The sequence below is a fragment of the Klebsiella sp. GN_Kp190 genome (assembly GCF_040061795.1).
GTDB lineage: Bacteria > Pseudomonadota > Gammaproteobacteria > Enterobacterales > Enterobacteriaceae > Klebsiella > Klebsiella michiganensis.
In genome coordinates this window covers 17,849-37,028 of sequence record NZ_JBEAFN010000024.1, presented here as the reverse complement: position 1 = coordinate 37,028, position 19,180 = coordinate 17,849, and the positions used below count along the sequence as shown (strand labels likewise).

Genomic DNA, 19,180 nt, shown 5'->3' with positions numbered 1-19,180 from the left:
TCTGCGGACCGGTAGCCCGCCTCCGGGGAAGGTGCACAGCATGAGGTTTTGTTGCGGTCTTCTTCCCGGCTCGCGCTGCGCTTAGCCGGGCTACGGGTTCATAGCCGTCTGCGGACCGGTAGCCCGCCTCCGGGGAAGGTGCACAGCATGAGGTTTTGTTGCGGTCTTCTTCCCGGCTCGCGCTGCGCTTAGCCGGGCTACGGGTTCATAGCCGTCTGCGGACCGGTAGCCCGCCTCCGGGGAAGGTGCACAGCATGAGGTTTTGTTGCGGTCTTCTTCCCGGCTCGCGCTGCGCTTAGCCGGGCTACGGGTTCATAGCCGTCTGCGGACCGGTAGCCCGCCTCCGGGGAAGGTGCACAGCATGAGGTTTTGTTGCGGTCTTCTTCCCGGCTCGCGCTGCGCTTAGCCCGGGCTACGGATTCATAGCCGTCTGCGGGTCGGTAGCCCGGACAGGCGCGCAGCGCCGCCTCCGGGGAATGTGCCGGGATGAATGCATCGGTGCGGCTTCTCCCCGGCTCGCGCTGCGCTTAGCCCGGGCTACGGGTTCATAGCCGTCTGCGGGTCGGTAGTCCGGGTAAGGCGCGTAGCGCCGCAACCCGGGGAATGCGCCGGGATGAATGTATCGGTGCGGCTTCTCCCCGGCTCGCGCTGCGCTTAGCCGGGCTACGGATTCATAGCCGTCTGCGGGTCGGTAGCCCGGGTAAGGCGCGCAGCGCCGCCTCCGGGGAAGGTGCACAGCATGAGGTTTTGTTGCGGTCTTCTTCCCGGCTCGCGCTGCGCTTAGCCGGGCTACGGGCTCATAGCCGTCTGCGGGTCGGTAGCCCGGGTAAGGCGCGCAGCGCCGCAACCCGGGGAATGGCTGCGGAAGCGTTAGCGCAGCTCGACGCCGCCCTGCACCATGCGCAGCAGGTGCTGCCGGGGCCAGAGCTCGCTAAGCCGCGTCTCTCCCAGCCGTCGCTGCAAATACTCAATATCGTGACGCTGGCGGTCGAGCATCAGGCCGACCACGCTGCCGCTGTGCGCCACGTTAATACCGTATAAATCGCACTCTTCCACCAGCCCCCGCAGCGTATCAAACCCCGGCTTCGGCAGCAGATGCTGGCTGGCGACGGCGCTGAGCGTCGCGGCCTCTCCCATCCGCCGCGGATTATCCGTCTCGCAGGCCAGCTGAACTTTCTCCCAGGCTAGTTGCAGAGACGCGGAGTGGGCGTGCAGCTTTTCAAGCCGGGGAAGGCGGTGGTAATCGGTGGTCAGCAGCGTGGCGGGGCTTTCCAGCACCAGCAGATCGAGCTGCGGCTGGCTGCCGCAGGCAATCTGCGTGGCGGCGGTGTTGTGGTCGAACAGGGTCAGCTGGCGGAACAGGGTGCTGTCGGTGGGCTCCAGGGAGACGCAGAGCCGGGCGAGGGTGGTTTCATCCAGCGGATGGCCGAGATGATGCGCGGTGGCCACCGCCGTCGCGGCGATATCCGCGGTGCTGCTGGCCATCCCCTTGGCGACCGGAATCGTGGAGCAAATATCGATCCGAATCTCTTTGCCGAGCTCCGCCGGATAGCGCCAGTAGCTCAGCAGCCGGTCGACCATCGCCCGCGCCAGCGGACGTTCATCCGCGCGAGGCGAACCGTAGTCCACCTCGACGGTGCTGTACCAGTCAACGGGGCAGGAGACCAGCTTCTCGCTGCCGAGGATCCAGCCCTGGATGAGTTCACCGCAGGAGGCGGGGCATTGTGCTACGGCCACGTATTCACCTTTTTACCCGTTATACTTCAAGCTACAGGGGCGTTGGCTGCTCTCATTCACCCCAGTCACTTACTTATGTAAGCTCCTGGGGACTCACTCGTTTGCCGCGTTACTCGGCCTGCGGCCTCGCCCCTACGGGGCCAGCGCAAGCGCTGTTCAAAGCACAAGTGCTTTGTCCTGTAACTTGAATTATTTAGGGTAAAGTTTCAGAATTTTAAGCGCATAGTGTCATGCCGATCCCGCTATTACCATGATTCACCGCAACTTGCCGGGCTGCGAGCTCAGGCTGAAACGGTTAATGTCTGCGCTTCGGGAAGCGCCAGGCGCATCACATCGCGGGCAATCATCAGCTCTTCATTGGTATTAATGACCGCCACTTTGACCATCGCATTCTCGGCCTGGATAAAGGTGGCGTTGTGCTGGTTTTTCTCTTCATCGACCGACAGCCCGAGGAAATTCAGGTTATGGCAGATGGCGCTCCTGGCGCGGGCGGAGTTTTCGCCGATGCCGCCGGTAAAGATCAGCGCGTCCAGGCCGCCCATCTGCATAATATAGCTGCCGATGGTGGCGCGGATGCGCTCGGCAAACAGCGAGAGCGCCAGGGCCGCCCGACGATTGCCGCTGTCCGCCGCCTGCTCGACATCGCGATAATCGTGCGACACGCCGGAAACCCCCAGCAGGCCGGATTCGTTATTCAGCAGCTGATTAAGCTGCTCCGGCGTTTGCCCCTCATGCAGCGCCAGCCACGGTAGAATCGACGGATCGATATCGCCGCTGCGGGTGCCCATCATCACGCCGGACTGCGGCGTAAAGCCCATTGAGGTATTAACCGAGCGCCCGCCTTTGATTGCGCATACGCTGCTGCCGTTGCCGAGATGGCAGCTCACCACGCGCAGGGCGCTCAGCGGCACGCCCAGCTTTTCCGCCAGCGTCGCGCTGACGTACTTATGGCTGGTGCCGTGGAAGCCGTAGCGGCGAATGCCCAGCTCGCTGTAGTAGCGCCACGGCAGCGGATAGATAAAGGCGCGCTCGTCCAGCGTCTGGTGAAAAGCGGTATCAAATACCGCCACCGACGGCGTTTCGGGCAGCAGCTGGCGGAAAACGTTAATGCCCAGCGCGTTGACCGGGTTGTGCAGCGGGGCCAGCTCCGCCAGGCGCTCGATTTCCGCTAAGGTATCATCGGTGACCGGCGTCGAATCTTTAAAGCGCTCTCCGCCGTGCGCCACGCGGTGGCCGACGCCGTCAATATCCTGCAAACTCTGGATAATCCGGTGGTCGAGGAGCTTTTCCAGCAGCAGGGTGACCGCTTCACGGTGATCGGCAATCGGCGCCGTCTCCTGCCATTTCTGCGCCGGCGTTTTGAGGGTCACCTGGGCGTTTGCCATGCCGATACGTTCAATCAATCCCTGGCAGAGCATATCGCCCTGAGGCATCTCCAGCAGCTGGAATTTTAACGATGAGCTGCCGGCATTAATGGCCATTATTTTGTAAGACATAGAGGTTCCTTCGAATTCAGAAAATCCAGCACGGCATCAAGACCCAGATTATTCAGCGCGCTGGTGACAAAAATCTGCTGCGCCCCAGCCTGCCTGAGCCACTCCTCGATGAGCGATAACCGCTGCGGGTCGGCCAGGTCGGCTTTGGTGACCAGGCCAATCGTCGGGCGGTTCATCGGGGCGGTAAAACCCGGAGAAAACGGCGACCACTGGGCGTCGGCGTTCAGCACCAGAGCGATAACGTCGGCCTCGCAGGCGCTGGTCAACAGAGCGCTATAAAGGCAGCGGTTCTCCAGATATTCGCCCGGCGTGTCGATGGCCATCGGCGACCATTCAATCGCCTGGGTTTTCTTGTAATGGAGCGCTTCGCCGCGCAGGCCCTGGGTCAGCGAGGTTTTGCCGCACTGGCTGGGGCCGATAAACATCAGACGTTTCATCGCGCTACGTCCGGGTTATTGAGCAGGTAGTAAAATGCATCATCTCGCCCAGGGTGCGCGTCACCTGCTTGAGGGCGTACTCGACGGCGGAAACGTCGCCGGTCAGCACCACGGCGCCGGTAAAGCGGTCAAGAAAACCGATCTCCACCGCGCCGGATTTGGTGGCGATATCGCAGGCGATAATCGACGCCTCGCTGGGCGTAATGGTGAGGATGCCGATGGCGGAAACCGCATCCTGCAGGCCGAGCTTCTTAAAGAGATCTTTCCCGGGGTTGGCAATCAGGTGCGCGAGGGTCACCTGTTTCCCGGGAACGTATTCCTGAATCATGCGATCCGTGGTCGGCTGTCTTTCCATTATCCCTCCACCATCTGTCGCCACATGGCTTCATGCGGGCGCGGGATCACCGAACGGTAGACCAGCAGCCCTTTTTCGCCCGCGCTTTCACTGGCTACCGTGACCGCGTTGTTGACGTCGGAAACGTCGCCCGCCACCACCATGTAGCATTTACCGCCGATGCCGAAGGCCATATGCACCCGCACCAGGGTGACGTTGGAGCCTTTTACCGCCCGATCGGCGGCGCTGATGCAGGCCGCAACGCTCCAGGTTTCAACGATGCCGACCGCCTGGCGCTTGTCCACGCTGTTCAGGCCGCTGATGGCCGGAAGGACGCTGGGGTGAATATTCGCCAGCACCAGGCTGTCGACGAGCATTTCGCCGGCCTGCGAGGCACCGGTTTCAATAGCCTGCTGGATAGCGCCGATATCCCCGCCGAGCATCAGTAAAAACTTACCCGGGCAGATAGTCTTGCTGACCAGCAGATTGACGTTGGCGCTTTTCAGCATCGCATCGCCGAGTTCCATTCCTTTGGCAATGCTGGTGAGTTCTAAAATTCCTATAGCCTGAGACATGGTTAACCTCTTACCACCGTGATGGCCTGTTCGCTGATGGCCGCAACCACGCCGTCGATGCTGGCGTGAATCGGCGCGCCTAATGCGCCTGCCGGGATATCGGCAACGCATTGCCCGCGCGTAACGCGCTCTCCCACCGCAACGTTCGCTACCGCGCTGGCGCCGATATGCTGGCGCAGCGGCAACGTCACGGTTTCTACTGCCGGTTCGTCCTCCACCAGCGGCGCCTCCTGATACCAGGGGCTCAGCCCCAGTTTGGCGATCAGCCGCTTCACCGGCACCAGGCGATATTTCGCCATCTCATCGGCCGGATAGAGCGGCCCTTCGTAGCGCTGGTTTTGTGCCCGCAGCTCGCGTTTGAGCATGCGGTTGATGCGCATCGGCGAGATCCCCACCGGGCAGGCCACGCTTTCGCAGACGTTGCACTCCGAGCAGGTGAGGGCGCTCAGCAGCAGCTGGGGCGTGGCGGCCTGATGAAAGTTCACCGCCCGCACCAGCAGGTGCGGAGAGAGTTCGTGGCCGATCAGATGCCGCGGGCAGAGATCGGTACACAGTCGGCACTGCTCGCAGACGGTACGGGCCACGGAAAGCACCGTGCGCTCGTCCTGCATCCGCCGCTGGATAAGCGGATGGCTTTTCGGCAGCACCAGCAGGCCGCCGGTGGTTTTGGTTACCGGGCTATCGAGGGAGGTAATCAGGCCGCCCATCATCGGGCCGCCGTTAATAAACCCGGGGTCGTCGACCGTCGCGCCGCCCGCCAGCGCCAGCACTTCGCGCAGCGACATGCCGATGGGGACGGTGACGGTCAGCGGCCGGGCGACCGCGCCGTTAACGGTCAGCGTACGGCGGGTCACCGCAAACTGCTGCTCAACCGCTCGGGCAATATTGAGCACCGTTTGCACGTTATTCACCACGACCCCGACGCTGGCCGGCAGCGCGGCGGGCGCGACCCGGCGACCGGTAGCCAGCCAGATAGTCAGCACCTCATCGCCTGCGGGATAGACATCCGGCAGAATATGCAGGCGAATACCGGCAGGCAGCAGCGGGGTGAGCGCATCGATAGCCCGGCGGTACTTCTCTTTCAGGGCTATCACCCCTTCGCGCGCGCCGGTTGCCGTCATCGCGTACTGCACGCCGCGGACAAGACGCGCAGCCTGCTGCCACATCAGCTGCTGGTCGACCTTGAGCATCGGTTCGCACTCGGCGGCGTTCACCAGAAAAATCTCTACCTGCGCCTGCAGCTTCACGTGGGCGGGAAACCCCGCGCCCCCCGCGCCGACCACGCCCGCCGCGCGCACGCGCTCGCGGATCTCCTCGGCGCTCCAGGCCATTTCAGCAGCGTTGACGGCGGTACTCATAGCAGATCCTCCAGCAGTTCCTGAATCTCCCCGGCGCTGGCCGGGCGAGGATTGGTGCGTAGCGTCACGTCAGCCAGCGCGGCCTGCACCATTGCCGAAATACGCGCTGAGTACTGGGATCGTCCCTCTTTCAGCGCGACCGCCAGTGACGGCAGCGCGCAGCGCTGCTTGAGCCGTTCGATTTGCTGGATCAGCGCATTGATCGCCGTACTATCGCTGGCGTCTGCCGGACAAAAGCCGCAGGCTTTGGCCAGCCGGGCGTAGCGTTTTGCGGCGCGCGGATGACCGGCGTTAAAGCGGATAACCGCGGTTAACAGCAGCGCGTTGGCCAGCCCGTGCGGCAGATGAAACTGCCCGCCAAGCTGGTGGGCGATGGCGTGATTAAGCCCCAGCCCCGCCTGGCTGAACGCCATCCCGGCAAGCGTTGAGGCATTGTGCATTTTCCCGCGCGTCGCCACGCAGTCGCCTTTTTCCACCGCCGTGGGCAGATACTGAAACACCAGCCTGGCGGCTTTTTCCGCCAGCGCGTCGGTAAAGTCGCTGGCGTGCGGAGAGACCCACGCCTCCAGCGCGTGGGTCAGCACGTCCATGCCGGTGTTGGCCGTAATCTGCGGCGGCACGCTGACCACCAGATCCGGGTCAAGGATCGCCATATCGGGATAGAGTGCATTGTCGAACAGCGGATACTTGATGCCTTTATCCGGGTCGCTAATCACGCAGGCGCTGGTCACTTCCGAACCGGTACCGCTGGTGGTTGGTATCGCCACGCAGGTTTCGATATTGATGCCGCTCTGCTGGCTAAACCAGACGATGGCTTTCGCCGCGTCCATCGCCGAGCCGCCGCCGAAGCCGATGACCACCTGCGGCTGCAGGGTCTGCATTTGCGCAATGCCCTGCACCACGGTATGGATAGTGGGGTCCGGGGTTATCTCGCTAAAGACGCTGATGCGGTTATCTGCGGGCAACGCCTGACGCAGGGTTTCCAGCAGCGGCGAGCGCGCAAGAAAGCCATCGCAGATGATCCAGATATGCTTGTGGGTAAAGCGCCTGAGCACCGCCAGGCTACCCTGACCGCTGTACAACCGCGTTTGTAGTGAGAAAGTCTTCATCGCGACCTCGGTTAGCGAATGGAAAAGCCGTTGGTCAGCACGCAGCGACGGGAGCGGGCAAACGTGCGCGCCGAGGTTGTCCCTTCACCGGTCGGCGTGGCGATAGTAAAGGTGGTAAAGCCTTCGCCGCCGACGCCAATCCCGGCATAAGAGGGGCCGTTCTTAACGAATATCGAGGTTTGCAGAGTGCGGGCCGCGAGGTTCAGGCGCGAGACATTTTGCGAGTGCATAATGGCGGTATGATGCAGCCCCTCTTCAACCTTCAGCGCCAGCGCCAGCGCGCTATCGAAATCGCTGACTTTTACCACCGGCAGCATCGGCATCAGCTGCTCGCTGGTGACCCACGGATCGTCGGCGTTAACCAGCGCTATCAGCAGACGCGGCGCTTTCGCCGGAACGGCGATGCCGGCCGCTTCCAGCATGGCCGATGGGCTTTTGCCGACCAGTTTTTTATTCGCCTGGCCTTCAGGCAGGCAGGCGGCGCGGAGTTTGTCGGTATCGGCAGGGCTCAGCAGCAGCGCGCCGAAGGTTTGCATTTGCTGCACCAGACGTTCGGCGACGCTCTCCACCACAATCAGGCTCTTCTCGGCAATGCAGGGCAGGTTGTAATCGAACGAGGCGCCGTTGATGATATCTTCCGCCGCTTTGACCAGATCCGCCGTTTCATCGACGATGCAGGGCGGGTTGCCCGCGCCGGCGCCGATCACTTTCTTACCACTCTTCATGCCCATCGCCACAATGCCGGGGCCGCCGGTAATAGCGAGGACCGCAATGCGCGGATGGGCCATCATCTGCTGGGTGGCTTCAAACGTCGGTTCCGCCACGGTGACCACCAGATTGCGGATGCCGCAGCAGCGGAAGGCAATCTCTTCAATCATGCTAATCAGCTTCAGAGAGACCTTTTTTGCTCCCGGATGCGGGCTGAAATAGACGCTGTTGCCCGCCGCCAGCATGCTGATGCTGTTGTTGATGATGGTCTCCGTCGGGTTGGTGCTCGGTGCGACCGACCCGATAACGCCAAACGGCGAATACTCAAACAGCACCATGCCGCCGTCGCCGGTCAGCGCGGTGGTGGTGAGATCTTCCACGCCCGGCGTGTTGTCCAGCGCAGCCTTGTTTTTCAGGAGCTTATCTTCTTTGTTGCCCATCCCCGTTTCATTGGCGCTCTCTTCCGCCAGCGCGGCCAGCTGCGGCGTCAGCTCCTGACGGATTGCGCTGATGATGGCGCTGCGGGTTTTCAGCGGGCACTGCTGATAACGTAAGAACGCCTGGTGCGCGGCGTCGATAGCCTCGCTGACGGACTGAAAAATCCCTTTGCCCTGCGGCTGCTCCGGCGTTTGCCCCGGGGTTAACTGTTCGCTAAGAATGGTGCGAATAAGGGTTTCGAGTTCGGAAGTATTCATTGATGAGTTCCCACGTTAATGGCCGCGATGGCGGCCAGTGCTATGTCCATGTCCTGCTCAACGCTGCCGCCGCTGATGCCAAGACCCCCGATTAATAAGCCGTCGCGCCACAGGGCGTAACCGCCGCCAAAGGTGACCACTTTTCCCTGTAAATGCGTTTCGAGGCCATAAAGCGCGGCGCCCGGCTGAACGGCGTCGCTCAGCTCATGGGTCGCCGTTTTCATCGCCACCGCGGTCCAGGCCTTTTTCGGCGCCAGCTCGCTGCTGACCAGCAGAGCGTCCGGCATCCGCCAGGTCACGGTTTCGGTGCCGTGCGCGTCAACGATGCTGATCACCACCGGCACCTGTAGCTGCTGCGCGCGCTCAACGGCGGCGCGGGTAAGCTGGTGCAGATCGTGGAATGAGAGGGCCACGGGCGTCGTCTCCTTGCTGCGGCTCGGCTGGCTGGCGGCCAGATAGCGCCGGCTCACTTCGCGGATGATGTTGTTCTGGTGAGCATCGCTATCTTCCGCGCGCGCCAGGGCGTACAAGCAGTCTGATAAGCGATTGATGTAGCGCATCAGCACCTGGCGCACGGTGACTTCCGCCGCCAGCTCAACCAGCCGGCGTTCGGCCCGGCGGGCCAGCGTGCGGGCAAAATGCAGACGGCTCGCGGCTTCGCAGCGGCCGGGTAAAATAAAGCTGTGCAGCGGTTCGACGCGGGCCATGGCCCGATCGATAGCGGCTTCCAGAGCGGAAATCTCTTCGCTGCTGATGTAGCGCTGTTTCGGCGACGGCCGTTCGCTGTCGCTGGCCAGTTCTGCGCTAAACCAGAAAATTTGCTGCTGGATAGCTTCGAGCAGGGCGCGGTGGTGTTTATCCGCGGCGGCGCAGGCGCACAGGCTCAGCGCGGCGTTGAGCTCATCCAGCGTGCCGTAGGCTTCAACCCGCGGGTGGGTTTTGCTCACCCGCTGGCCGGTAAAGAGTGAGGTGGTGCCAGCGTCGCCCGTTCGGGTATAAATCGCCATAGTCGCTCCTTAACGTGAAAGCGTATCGACAATGCCGACAACGGCGAGGTCGATGGCCTCGTTTGGCCCGGAAAAAACGTGCCTGGCGCTGGAACCGCCGCTGAGCAGCACCAGCTCGCCAACCCCCGCGCCGACGGAATCCACGGCGACTTCATCGCCGGAGGTCGGCGAGGCGGGGAGCTCACCATCGGCGCTGACCCGCCGCACCAGCAGCAGCTTTTTGCCGACCAGGGAAGGCGATTTTTGCGTGGAGACAACCGCGCCCGTGACTCGTGCCAGATGCATGATTTACTCCTGCTTAATGAGTTCAATATTCCGCGCCTGCGCCGCGTCGCGCGCCAGCGCGGTCACGAGGCATTTGCGGTGGAAAACCAGGCGCCCCTGGCCCAGCGGCGCGACGTCGCGATAGCTCAGCACCGAACCCGCGTGCAGGATCAGCGGCACTCCGCGCTCGTCGGTGAAGTTCACCGGCAGGCGGGCCAGTTTTTTAACCGGGATAACCGGCAGCAGCTGGCGGTGCAGGGTGAGCTGTACGCGGAGGCCAAAAGCCAGCGCGTCGTGAATGTTGCGGGCCGCGGGATCGTCGGTTTCCGCCTCCGTCAGCTGGCCCAGCAGGGGCAGGTCGACGAGCAGAATGCGCAGCGACGCGTGCTGGCAGAACAGGCTCCGGCAGTCGGCATCGCGCAATTGCGCCACGCTCAGCGTCGCCGTGCTATGGGCGCGACGCTGCAGCCGGGAGACAATCTCCTCCACGATGCGCTGCAGAACTTCGCCGTTCATCGCGGGCCTACCAGCCGGGCAAAGACCTGCGGGTTATCGGCGCCGGCGGCGTTGGCTTCATCGGTATCGATGTGCATTTCGAGGCGCATATCCGGCGAAACGCGAACCGCCACGTTGTTGAAGATCAGCCCGCGCGCGTCGCCTTCAATGGCCACCGAAACTCTGTCGCCGTGGGCGACCCGCAGGATCAGCGCATCGAGCGGCGACATATGAATATGCCGCTGCGCGACGATAACCCCTGACGCCAGCTCCAGCTCGCCAAAAGGGCTGACCAGGCGGATGCCCGGTGTCCCTTTCAGATCGCCGGACATCCTCAGCGGCGCCGCAACCCCCAGGGTTCGGGCATCGGTACGCGAGATTTCCACCTGGCTTACCGAGCGCAGCGGACCGAGCAGGCGCACATTTTTAAGCTGCCCCTTCGGCCCCACCAGGGTGACGGTTTGCTCCGCGGCGTACTGTCCCGGCTGCAGCAGCGCCTTTTTCTCGCTGATGGGATGGCCGGGGAACAGGCGTTCGTAATCCGCCGCCGACAGGTGAATATGACGATTTGAAACCCCCAGCGGGATGGGGCGTAGCCGCATCTCGTCGAGAACTTTGCTGACCGTTGATTCCAGAAGCTGTTTATCCATTACGCTTCACCTCGCTTGCCGGGATGAATGCAAAGCGAGCGCGGCTCACCCTTCTGGCGTGGACATTTTGGATCGAGGCACAGGTTGCAGCTGACCACGCCGTGTTGCTGGGGAAGCTCTTCTGCTGGCGCTGGCGAAACGACATCAGCCGTCCCTGACGCTTCAGGTTCAGGTTGCATGACGGAGGGCGGGGGCGCCTCCGCGCGCAGGATCCCTTCTCCGGGCCTGGCGATGACTTTGTGGGCCACCAGGCCGTTTCGCTGCTCGGCAAACTGTGCGCCGGTGGTGATGGCCGCCTGCACGGAGGCCACATCACCGGTAATTTTAATCACCGTCCAGCCTGAACCATTGGTCTTTTCGAGGGCGACCAGCGTGATAGAAGCGGATTTCGCCATGATATCGGCGCAGCTGATAGCCAGTGCCAGACCACAAACTTCAAGTAATCCCAGTGATTGCTTCACGCGGTGCTCCTTATTCGCCATCAATCAGGCTGATTTCGGTAAAATGGCCTCAACGTCGCTGTGCGGACGCGGGATCACGTGGCAGGATTTCACCTCGCCCACCGCGCTCGCCGCCGCGCTGCCCGCGTCTACCGCCGCTTTGACCGCGCCGACGTCGCCGCGCACCATTACGGTGACGAGGCCCGAGCCAATTTTTTCGTAGCCGACCAGCTGCACGTTGGCGGATTTCACCATCGCATCGGCGGCCTCAATGGCGCCCACTAACCCTTTTGTTTCAACCAGTCCCAGTGCGTTATTCATCCTGCTGTTCTCCTGTTGCTTCGCTATTCAGATCCCGGAAAGGGATCCCTTTGACCAGCCGTGCCGCGTTATTACCGGTGTTGCGATGGGCCTGACTGTCCTGATGATGCATCAGCGTAAAAAGCGGCGCCGATGCGGGTAAATTCTTGTAGTGCACGACCAGCGTATGGCGGTCGCAGGCGATGCCCACCAGCAGCGGCGAGCTGCGCGCCGCCTGCCAGGCGCTGTCCACGACCTCTCCGGCCGGGTGATGCTGGAGCCGGAAAGGGATACCTTCCTCTTCGATACCCAGCAGCACTTCGCGCCACATGCCGTCGCAGTCGTCGATGACGGCGATCGCGATGGCCGGGGCGCTGTGATTACCGTTCATGCGCAAACTCCTTATGCCAGGAGAGAATCAGGCCGGTGGCCACCGCGTTTCGGGGGCCCTCGCTGCCGCGAATATTTCCCCGTCCGGCAACCAGGCGGTAGTGCGCCAGCGCATCGGTGACCAGCTGCGGGACTTCGAAATCCAGCGACGAACCGCCGACCAGCACCACGAACGGAATATCGCGAATGTTGCCGGTGGGGCTGACCTGACGCAGCGCGCGCAGGGCGTTGGTGACAAAGACCCGCTCTTTGGCGCTGCGGCGAATGGCGCGCACTTTTTCCAGCGCTAAATCGCCGGGCAGCGGCACCAGTTCGTCCGCTTTCACCACGCAGACGCGGGCGAACACGGCGGGCGGCAGCGGCGTGGAGAAGAACTGCACGCTGCCGTCCTCGTGGCGTAAATGGAACAGGCTTTCCACCTTGGCCAGCGGGTACTTCTTGATCTCTTCCGCCAGATAGCGGTCTTCCAGCCCCAGCTCGCGGGCAATAATCATCGTCACCATGTCGCCTGCGCCGGCGAGGTGGGTGGCGATGATGTCGCCTTTGGGGTTGATGATGGAGGCATCGGTGGAGCCCGCGCCGAGGTCGAGGATCGCCAGCGGTCGGGTGGTGCCCGGCGTGGTCAGCGCCCCCAGGATGGCGGCTTCGGCCTCGGCGCCGCCGATCTGCACGTCGATATTGAGCTTCTGCTCGATTTCGCGGGCGATCATTGCCATCTGCAGACGATCCGATTTCACCATCGAGGCGATGCCGACGGCCTGCTCCAGCGAGAACTCCCCGGCCAGACCGCCGGTGACGCTCACCGGTACCGAGGTATCAACGGCCAGCAGGTCCTGAATAAATATTTCGCTGCTCGGCTTGTTGGTCAGCTCGGCCATGGTCTGGCGCACGTGTTCCAGCATGCCACCGATATTGGTGCCGGATTCGCCGGTGACGTTATCGAGCCTGCCGCAGCCGTCGACCGCTTTCATGATGGCCTCGGCGCCGGCGGCAACATCTACGCGCACGCTACGTCCCTGAGCCAGCAGCTCAAGATTACCGGCGGGTATCGCGCGCGCTTTGACGTCGCCGGATGGCGTTTTGACCACCACGGCGGAACGGTTGCCAATCAGCGCCCGGGCCATCGGGACGATGTTTTTCGTCTCCTCGGGGCTGAGGTTAAAGACGGTGGCGATGCCGTAAGGGTTAGAGAGGGTTTCGATGACCTTCCCCGGTACGGCGACCTCAATCGCCGCCAGCATCCCCAGCGGAATGCGGTCGATGTACAGCACTTCGTCAACGATCGGCAGCGGTTTTTCCAGCCGGTTGCTGACCAGTACGCCATCGTCGCGCTGCAAAATGACGCCGGTAATCTGATACCCGGCGCGCAGGGAAGCGTTAATCACGCTGGCGATATCGGCAAAATCGAACGCCGACGACACCACCAGGATATAGGGCGCGTCCGCCGGGCGGGTTAGCAGCTCCTGCGGCGTAATGGTGATGCCTGTGCCAAGCCCCGCGCCGCCGGGCGTTTTCGGGTTATGGCCGATCATGGTCGATTCGGTGATGATGGTTTCGGTAATGGTTTCCATCGCCACATCGCCAATCACCGGCGTCGCTTCGTTGATGCGGATGAGCGAAATATCGCTGACGGCGATCCCGGCGCCTCTGGCGACGAGGGCGAGCGCCTCCTGAATCCCGAACACGTTACGCAACGTGCCTTTGATTCCGGTGGTTTCCGCCAGTGCGCTGTGGGTGATCGTCAGCGCGCCAGCCTCATCCAGGGTCGCCAGGGCGACTTCCGTTGATGAGTTGCCGATATCAATGCCAGCTATATATCGCATCACATGCCCCTGTAATTAATCGTCGCCTTTGAGTTTTTTACGCTCGACGTACAGCGTGGCCGCTTCGCGAACGAAAGCGGCGCAAATCTTCGCCTGATAGCGGCTTTCGAGATCGTCGGCGATCGCCAGCAGCTCCTCTTTCGTCGAGCGATAGGGGCGGAGGGCGTTGTAGATTTCAAGAATGCGATCGTCCGGTACCGCGGTCAGCTCGGCGGCGCGCTCGAAGTTCATCGCCAGCCGGTCGCGGCCCGCGTCTTTGGCAATAGAAGCCTGTAAGCGCAGGGTTTCCGGGGTAATACGCATATCCTGGGCGGTGACTTTATTGCTCAGCACGTTTTCCAGCGTAAAGTCGTCCAGCGTTTTATTGGTGGCGGTTTTCACCCATTCCGGGTGCTTGTTTGCCAGCGGGTAGTCGCTGACCCTGGCGCTACGGGACGCGCCGCCAGCCGCCGGAGCCGCCGCAGGCGCCTCGCCCTGCAGGCTGTTCATGCGGCTCAATACGTCGCGTACCATCGATTCAATTGCGTCGGTATTCATGGAGTTATCCTTTATCAAAGCGCCACGCGCAGTTCCTGCGGGTTTTTGCCCGTCACCACGTACTTGGTCTCTTTAATGTGCAAAATGGCCGATTTCGCCTGGTACTTCGGCCGCGCCATCTGGTCATTCAGCGTCGGGACCGGCTGCGGCGATTCTCGTTTCGCATAGCGGGCGGCGTTTTTGCCGATCTGGCGATAGGTTTCCAGGGTCAGCAGCGGCGCCTGCGGGAACAGCTCCAGGTTAGAGAGCGGCGGCAGCCCCTGCTGGTGGATCACCGTGGTGCCTTTCGACTGGATGCCGATAGAGATGCCGGAGCCGCTCAGGCGATTGCCTTCAACGGCGACGAAGGCCACGTCGGAGGATTTAAAGCAGCGAATCACGCGCGCCTTAATGCCTTCTTCTTCAATACCGGCAATGACTTCGCGCAAAATGCTCTTATGCGGGATGCCGACGATATTGACGGTCTGCGCCAGGCCGAAAGCCGGGCCGACGGCGATAATCACTTCGTCCTGCTGGGTGCCCTGACGCGCTTCGCCCACTTCCGTCAGGAAGCCGTCGCCGGCGGGCGGCGTGGCCTGGGGCGCCGCGGAGGCCGCCGGCGCATTAAACGAGACCGGTTTATCGCTGCCCTTCATCTCGCTGAGCACGTCTTCTATTATCTGGCGCAGCAATTTTTCATTAATTTCCATTTCTCACCCCTTAATCAATCTCGTTGGGATCAAGAGCGCCAGGGATGTTTTTAATCTCTTCCCAGCGTTCGCCCTGCAGGCGATAGCCCGTTGCCGGACCGGCATAGTCGTTGACGTCGTTGACGGCCGACAGCACCTGCCCGTCGCCGACGATAATCGCGGAGGTATGCAGGTAGTCCCCGGTCAGCTTGGCTTTCTGGATGTTGAGCATGTCCTGGGCCACGTCGGTGAATCCGCCCTGCGCCAGCGCTTTCACCACTTCCAGACCGTTGCGGTTTTTATTGATGATTTCCTGGGCGAACTTGATGTCTTCGACGATGTTGCGCTCCGGCATATCTTTCGAACCGTGGGCGTAGGTCGCGGCTTCAACTTCTTCATCGGTAATCGGCGGCAGCCCCATTCCGGCAAACACGGCCTGCAGCGCGCGGGCGGCTTTGTTACGGATGGCGATGACGTCCTCTTCGCGAACCGGACGCAAACCGCCGTCCACCTTCAGGTCGCGCTGGATGACGTTGTAGTCGTCAAAGTCTTCGGCATCTTCGTTGGAGCCGGCGAACATGTTGTCGTAGTTCGGCACCGCGGAATAACCGGAGGAGATAAAGTCGGTGCCCGGCAGGAACTGCATCAGCAGGCGCGCGGTACGACGCATATCGGAGTGGGTGAAGGTCTGGTCGTTACTGGAGGCGCACTCCAGATCCAGCGACGAACAGATCAGGTTTTCCGCCAGCACCGCGCGAATCCCGGAAGGCACCGCAGACGGCACGCCGATGCAGCTTACGGAACCGTTTTGCAGACCCTGTACGCCCGCGGCTTTGGTGATGTAGATGCAGCGCGCTTCCAGATAAAGCATGGATTTGCCTTCGGCGTAGCCCATCTGCACTTCCGAGCCTGAGCCGGAGGTAAAGCGCATTTTCAGCCCGCGAGAGGCGTAGGACGAGGCGAGGAAGCCCTTCGACCACGGCGTGTCGTCGCCGTCGGTAAAGACCGGCTCGGTGCCGTAGACGGAGATGGTTTCGGCGTAGCAGGTGTGGCCCAGCATGCCGAGCTTCAGCTCGGTGGCTTCTTCCAGCGAGCACTGCGTCAGCACGCCCGGACGGCCTACCTGCGAGCCCACCAGCAGCGCGATGGCGTTGAACGGCGCATAGCGCGCTACCGCAACGGTGGTTTCCTGTTCGTCAAATCCGCGCCATGCCCCTTCGGCGGCGTCGGCGGCAATCTGTACCGGGTTATCTTTGACGTTGGTGACGTGCGCCTGCTGGGACGGGGTGCGGCGGGCGCGCATTTTCTGCATCGCCATCATCATCTCGACGACGTTCATATGCGAAACTACTTCGACAATTTTCGCCGGCGTCATCGCGGTGGTCAGCGGGACGATTTCGCTGCGTTTAACGTTCGGATCGCACAGCATGTTGGCCAGCTTGACCGAATCCATCGCCATCACTTCTTCGGCGCGGTTCAGGTTGATACCGTAGCGGGCGATAAAGTGGTCGATCAGGTCAAAATCGCTTACCGGTTTCCCGTCCAACTCGGTCACCGCGCCGTTAACGATTTTAATCGACGGTTTCGGATCGTTCGGGCTTTCCATCGCGATAAAGCCTTCTTCGATCCACTCCTTAACGAAGCCGTCCTGATTCACAGGGCGTTTCGCCAGTGCTTCAAATCTTTTCGATCTCATGAATCAGCCTCGTGGGTATCAGATGTAGGACGGGCGATCGTTTTTCGGTTCAGCACCGAGGGTCGCAAGGACGGTTTTGCCGATTTCGCGCGCGGAGGTGACCGCCTGGCGGACCGCGCCGGAGTCGCCGGAAATCACCAGAATGGCTTCGTTACTGAAGCTGGTGCCGTGTGCCGGAGAGCTATAGGCCACGACTTCCACGTTGGCTGACTTCAGGGCGGTATCGGCCATCAGCACGCCCACGGAGGCCGGTGCGCCGACGATGATGCCGCAGGCCCGGCCAATCGGCGCGCCGAAGGCTTTTTCCAGCGCGTAGCTGGCGCGAGCGGTGTACTGCAGCTCGATATGCCCGGCTTCGTTGCCGTAAACATCGCCAAAGGTGCGGTCGAGCTCTTTCAGCGCGACTTCGATACCGCGCTTAACGTCGGAAACGTCGTTACCGCCCAAAATAATCAGCGAACCGTGGCCCGCTCCGCCTTTGGTATCGCGCGGCAGCTCAATGCTGACCACTTCGGTATTGGTGGCTTTCACCGCTTCGTCCGCCGCCATAATGTGCGGGCCAGCGCCGGTGCGGGCGCCGAGAATGCCGATGGAGCGATAGCGCTTTTCAAGCTTCATCGCATCCAGCAGGGCGGTATCGACGTTGGCGATAACCAGACCCAGGGTGTCGCCAATGGCGGTCCCGACAAATTCCGTTAAACTGCAGCTTTTTTCTGCCATAGCCGTCTCTCGTATTGGATGGTTTTCAGTAGGGATGGCCTGCTGTTCCGGCGTTGCCACGCGGGCAATCACCTGAGCCATGATCTGTTCCACCAGCTCATTGCTGCTCATTGGCTAATTCCCTTCGGTAAGATTTTTTCTACATCGGTGTGGGGGCGTGGGATGACGTGTACGGCTTTCACTTCACCCACATTACGTGCGGCGGCGGCCCCCGCATCGGTGGCCGCTTTTACCGCGCCAACGTCGCCGCGTACGATGACGGTCACCAGTCCGGAGCCAATCTTTTCATAGCCCACTAACATCACATTGGCTGACTTAACCATTGCATCAGCGGCCTCTATGGCTGCGGTTAAGCCTTTGGTTTCTACCATTCCTAGTGCTTCTTGTTGCATAAAGACCTCGCATGGAGTGTTCCGATAGTTGGGACTATAAGAAGATGCGAGGAAAAAGAATGGCTGACTTGAATTTGATGGTGAAAAAATAGTGGGTATTGAATAATATAAAATTGCTACATGTAAATTTAATCTATTGATTTTAATTGTTATTTTTATTTATTGTTATGTGATTATCTTGTTTTGTATATTCCATATTTACAAATTTGTTCATGACGAATTTAATTTTATCTGCTATGCGAGAAAAACTGATTTGTGATGTTTGTTGGAAAACGATGAGTTGGTTTTAGCAATATTTTTGCATGTCATGGCGATGGCGTAATTGCGAAATCCGCGCGTGAGCAATGCTATTCTGAGTTATTCAATGACAATAATTTGTTATTGATGCCCGAATTTTCCGGGGCCGCCGTCAGCAGGTTGCCAACAATTTGCGGAGCGGAGTTCATATAGTGGGCCCGTTGTACTCTACTGCCAGCAGGAGGTTGGCTGGTCAGGACACGAACTCTGCTAAGAAGGTGTCACCATGAATGATTCGTTAAAAGCGCAATGTACCGCCGAGTTTCTGGGCACCGGGCTGTTTTTGTTTTTCGGCATCGGCTGCCTGAGCGCGTTAAAGGTAGCGGGCGCCAGCCTCGGACTGTGGGAGATATGCATTATCTGGGGTCTGGGGATCTCGCTTGCCGTCTATCTGACGTCGGGAATATCCGGCGGCCATCTCAACCCGGCGGTGACCGTTGCGTTATGGCTATTTGCCTGTTTTCCTGGGCGCAAAGTCTTCCCCTATATTGTCTCCCAGGTCGCGGGCGCCTTCGGCGGCGCGGTGCTGGCCTATGTGCTGTACAGCACTATGTTTACCGAGTTTGAATCCGCCCACCATATCGCTCGCGGCAGCGTTGAGAGCCTGCAGCTGGCGAGTATTTTCAGCACCTACCCGGCGGCCTCGCTGAGCATCTGGCACGCGGCGCTGGTCGAAGTGGTGATCACCTCCATGCTGATGGGGATGATTATGGCGCTGACCGACGACGGCAACGGCGTGCCGAAAGGGCCGCTGGCCCCGCTGCTGATTGGCCTGCTGGTGGCGGTGATTGGCGCGTCAACCGGGCCGCTGACCGGCTTTGCGATGAATCCGGCGCGTGATTTTGGGCCGAAGCTGTTTACGTGGATGGCGGGCTGGGGCGATATCGCGATGACCGGCGGAAGGGATATTCCGTACTTTATTGTGCCGATTATTGCGCCGCTGATCGGCGCCTGCCTCGGCGCGGCCATCTATCGTTATCTGATAGGAAATAACTTACCGTGTAATACCTGTAAATTAGAGGATTAATGCATCCGCTGAAATAGCGAAAAAT

The 19,180-nt window shown here is 61.0% G+C and carries 22 protein-coding genes; 1 reads left to right on the top strand and 21 read right to left on the bottom strand.

Features of this window, described 5'->3' with window-relative positions; all coding sequences use genetic code 11:
* Positions 1-870: 870 nt before the first annotated feature.
* The 21 genes from ABLU67_RS14520 to pduA all read right to left on the bottom strand — a co-directional run bounded on the left by ABLU67_RS14520 (position 871) and on the right by pduA (position 17,831).
* A complete protein-coding gene (locus ABLU67_RS14520) occupies positions 871-1,737 on the bottom strand; it encodes an L-threonine kinase (RefSeq protein ID WP_025107422.1) in 867 nt (288 codons plus the stop codon).
* Between the two features lie 281 nt (positions 1,738-2,018).
* A complete protein-coding gene (locus ABLU67_RS14515) occupies positions 2,019-3,233 on the bottom strand; it encodes an acetate/propionate family kinase (RefSeq protein ID WP_004853834.1) in 1,215 nt (404 codons plus the stop codon).
* Positions 3,218-3,670: a propanediol utilization protein PduV gene (pduV, locus tag ABLU67_RS14510; protein WP_004853831.1), complete on the bottom strand. Its 453-nt coding sequence runs from the start codon at positions 3,668-3,670 to the stop codon at positions 3,218-3,220. Before pduV ends, ABLU67_RS14515 begins: the two co-directional genes overlap by 16 nt.
* A 4-nt stretch (positions 3,671-3,674) precedes the next feature.
* Positions 3,675-4,025, bottom strand: coding sequence for a propanediol utilization microcompartment protein PduU (gene pduU / locus ABLU67_RS14505; protein WP_064358530.1), 351 nt, complete (start codon positions 4,023-4,025; stop codon positions 3,675-3,677).
* A complete protein-coding gene (gene pduT / locus ABLU67_RS14500; protein ID WP_004124543.1) occupies positions 4,025-4,579 on the bottom strand; it encodes a propanediol utilization microcompartment protein PduT in 555 nt (184 codons plus the stop codon). Before pduT ends, pduU begins: the two co-directional genes overlap by 1 nt.
* Positions 4,580-4,581: 2 nt before the next feature.
* Entirely contained in the window at positions 4,582-5,937 is a 1,356-nt protein-coding gene (gene pduS, locus ABLU67_RS14495; RefSeq protein WP_025107423.1) for a cobalamin reductase PduS, read from the bottom strand.
* A complete protein-coding gene (gene pduQ / locus ABLU67_RS14490; protein ID WP_348852353.1) occupies positions 5,934-7,046 on the bottom strand; it encodes a 1-propanol dehydrogenase PduQ in 1,113 nt (370 codons plus the stop codon). Before pduQ ends, pduS begins: the two co-directional genes overlap by 4 nt.
* Positions 7,047-7,057: 11 nt before the next feature.
* The gene (gene pduP, locus ABLU67_RS14485) at positions 7,058-8,449 is read right to left on the bottom strand and encodes a CoA-acylating propionaldehyde dehydrogenase PduP (RefSeq protein WP_046876754.1); all 1,392 of its coding nucleotides are present in this window, start codon (positions 8,447-8,449) and stop codon (positions 7,058-7,060) included.
* Positions 8,446-9,456 (bottom strand): two-domain cob(I)yrinic acid a,c-diamide adenosyltransferase PduO, encoded by a 1,011-nt coding sequence (gene pduO, locus ABLU67_RS14480; RefSeq protein ID WP_148851478.1) that lies wholly within the window; start codon positions 9,454-9,456, stop codon positions 8,446-8,448. The genes pduP and pduO overlap by 4 nt, the downstream gene beginning before the upstream one ends.
* A 9-nt stretch (positions 9,457-9,465) precedes the next feature.
* On the bottom strand, positions 9,466-9,741 hold the full coding sequence (gene pduN, locus ABLU67_RS14475; protein ID WP_004133641.1) for a propanediol utilization microcompartment protein PduN: 276 nt from the start codon (positions 9,739-9,741) through the stop codon (positions 9,466-9,468).
* 3 nt (positions 9,742-9,744) lie between these two features.
* Positions 9,745-10,236, bottom strand: coding sequence for a microcompartment protein PduM (pduM, locus tag ABLU67_RS14470; RefSeq protein WP_148851477.1), 492 nt, complete (start codon positions 10,234-10,236; stop codon positions 9,745-9,747).
* The gene (locus ABLU67_RS14465; protein ID WP_014226641.1) at positions 10,233-10,865 is read right to left on the bottom strand and encodes a phosphate propanoyltransferase; all 633 of its coding nucleotides are present in this window, start codon (positions 10,863-10,865) and stop codon (positions 10,233-10,235) included. The genes pduM and ABLU67_RS14465 overlap by 4 nt, the downstream gene beginning before the upstream one ends.
* Positions 10,865-11,347 (bottom strand): BMC domain-containing protein, encoded by a 483-nt coding sequence (locus tag ABLU67_RS14460; protein WP_086073861.1) that lies wholly within the window; start codon positions 11,345-11,347, stop codon positions 10,865-10,867. Before ABLU67_RS14460 ends, ABLU67_RS14465 begins: the two co-directional genes overlap by 1 nt.
* 3 nt (positions 11,348-11,350) lie before the next feature.
* Entirely contained in the window at positions 11,351-11,626 is a 276-nt protein-coding gene (gene pduJ / locus ABLU67_RS14455) for a propanediol utilization microcompartment protein PduJ (protein ID WP_004853788.1), read from the bottom strand.
* Positions 11,619-11,996: a propanediol dehydratase reactivase beta subunit PduH gene (pduH, locus tag ABLU67_RS14450; RefSeq protein ID WP_200914003.1), complete on the bottom strand. Its 378-nt coding sequence runs from the start codon at positions 11,994-11,996 to the stop codon at positions 11,619-11,621. The genes pduJ and pduH overlap by 8 nt, the downstream gene beginning before the upstream one ends.
* The gene (gene pduG, locus ABLU67_RS14445) at positions 11,986-13,818 is read right to left on the bottom strand and encodes a propanediol dehydratase reactivase alpha subunit PduG (RefSeq protein ID WP_014226638.1); all 1,833 of its coding nucleotides are present in this window, start codon (positions 13,816-13,818) and stop codon (positions 11,986-11,988) included. Before pduG ends, pduH begins: the two co-directional genes overlap by 11 nt.
* Before the next feature lie 15 nt (positions 13,819-13,833).
* A complete protein-coding gene (pduE, locus tag ABLU67_RS14440) occupies positions 13,834-14,355 on the bottom strand; it encodes a propanediol dehydratase small subunit PduE (RefSeq protein ID WP_004133648.1) in 522 nt (173 codons plus the stop codon).
* Between the two features lie 14 nt (positions 14,356-14,369).
* Positions 14,370-15,044, bottom strand: a complete 675-nt coding sequence (gene pduD / locus ABLU67_RS14435; RefSeq protein WP_004853784.1) for a propanediol dehydratase medium subunit PduD — start codon at positions 15,042-15,044, stop codon at positions 14,370-14,372.
* A 10-nt stretch (positions 15,045-15,054) separates the two neighbouring features.
* Positions 15,055-16,719 carry a propanediol dehydratase large subunit PduC gene (gene pduC / locus ABLU67_RS14430; RefSeq protein WP_004105132.1) on the bottom strand — a complete coding sequence of 555 codons (1,665 nt, stop codon included), beginning with the start codon at positions 16,717-16,719 and terminating at the stop codon, positions 15,055-15,057.
* Positions 16,720-16,737: 18 nt separating this feature from the next.
* Positions 16,738-17,550: a propanediol utilization microcompartment protein PduB gene (gene pduB, locus ABLU67_RS14425; RefSeq protein WP_004205485.1), complete on the bottom strand. Its 813-nt coding sequence runs from the start codon at positions 17,548-17,550 to the stop codon at positions 16,738-16,740.
* Positions 17,547-17,831 carry a propanediol utilization microcompartment protein PduA gene (pduA, locus tag ABLU67_RS14420; protein ID WP_001183618.1) on the bottom strand — a complete coding sequence of 95 codons (285 nt, stop codon included), beginning with the start codon at positions 17,829-17,831 and terminating at the stop codon, positions 17,547-17,549. The genes pduB and pduA overlap by 4 nt, the downstream gene beginning before the upstream one ends.
* A 523-nt stretch (positions 17,832-18,354) precedes the next feature.
* Between pduA and pduF the strand changes: the two genes are divergently transcribed.
* Positions 18,355-19,155, top strand: coding sequence for a propanediol diffusion facilitator PduF (gene pduF / locus ABLU67_RS14415; protein WP_004105118.1), 801 nt, complete (start codon positions 18,355-18,357; stop codon positions 19,153-19,155).
* The last annotated feature ends 25 nt before the right edge of the window (positions 19,156-19,180 follow it).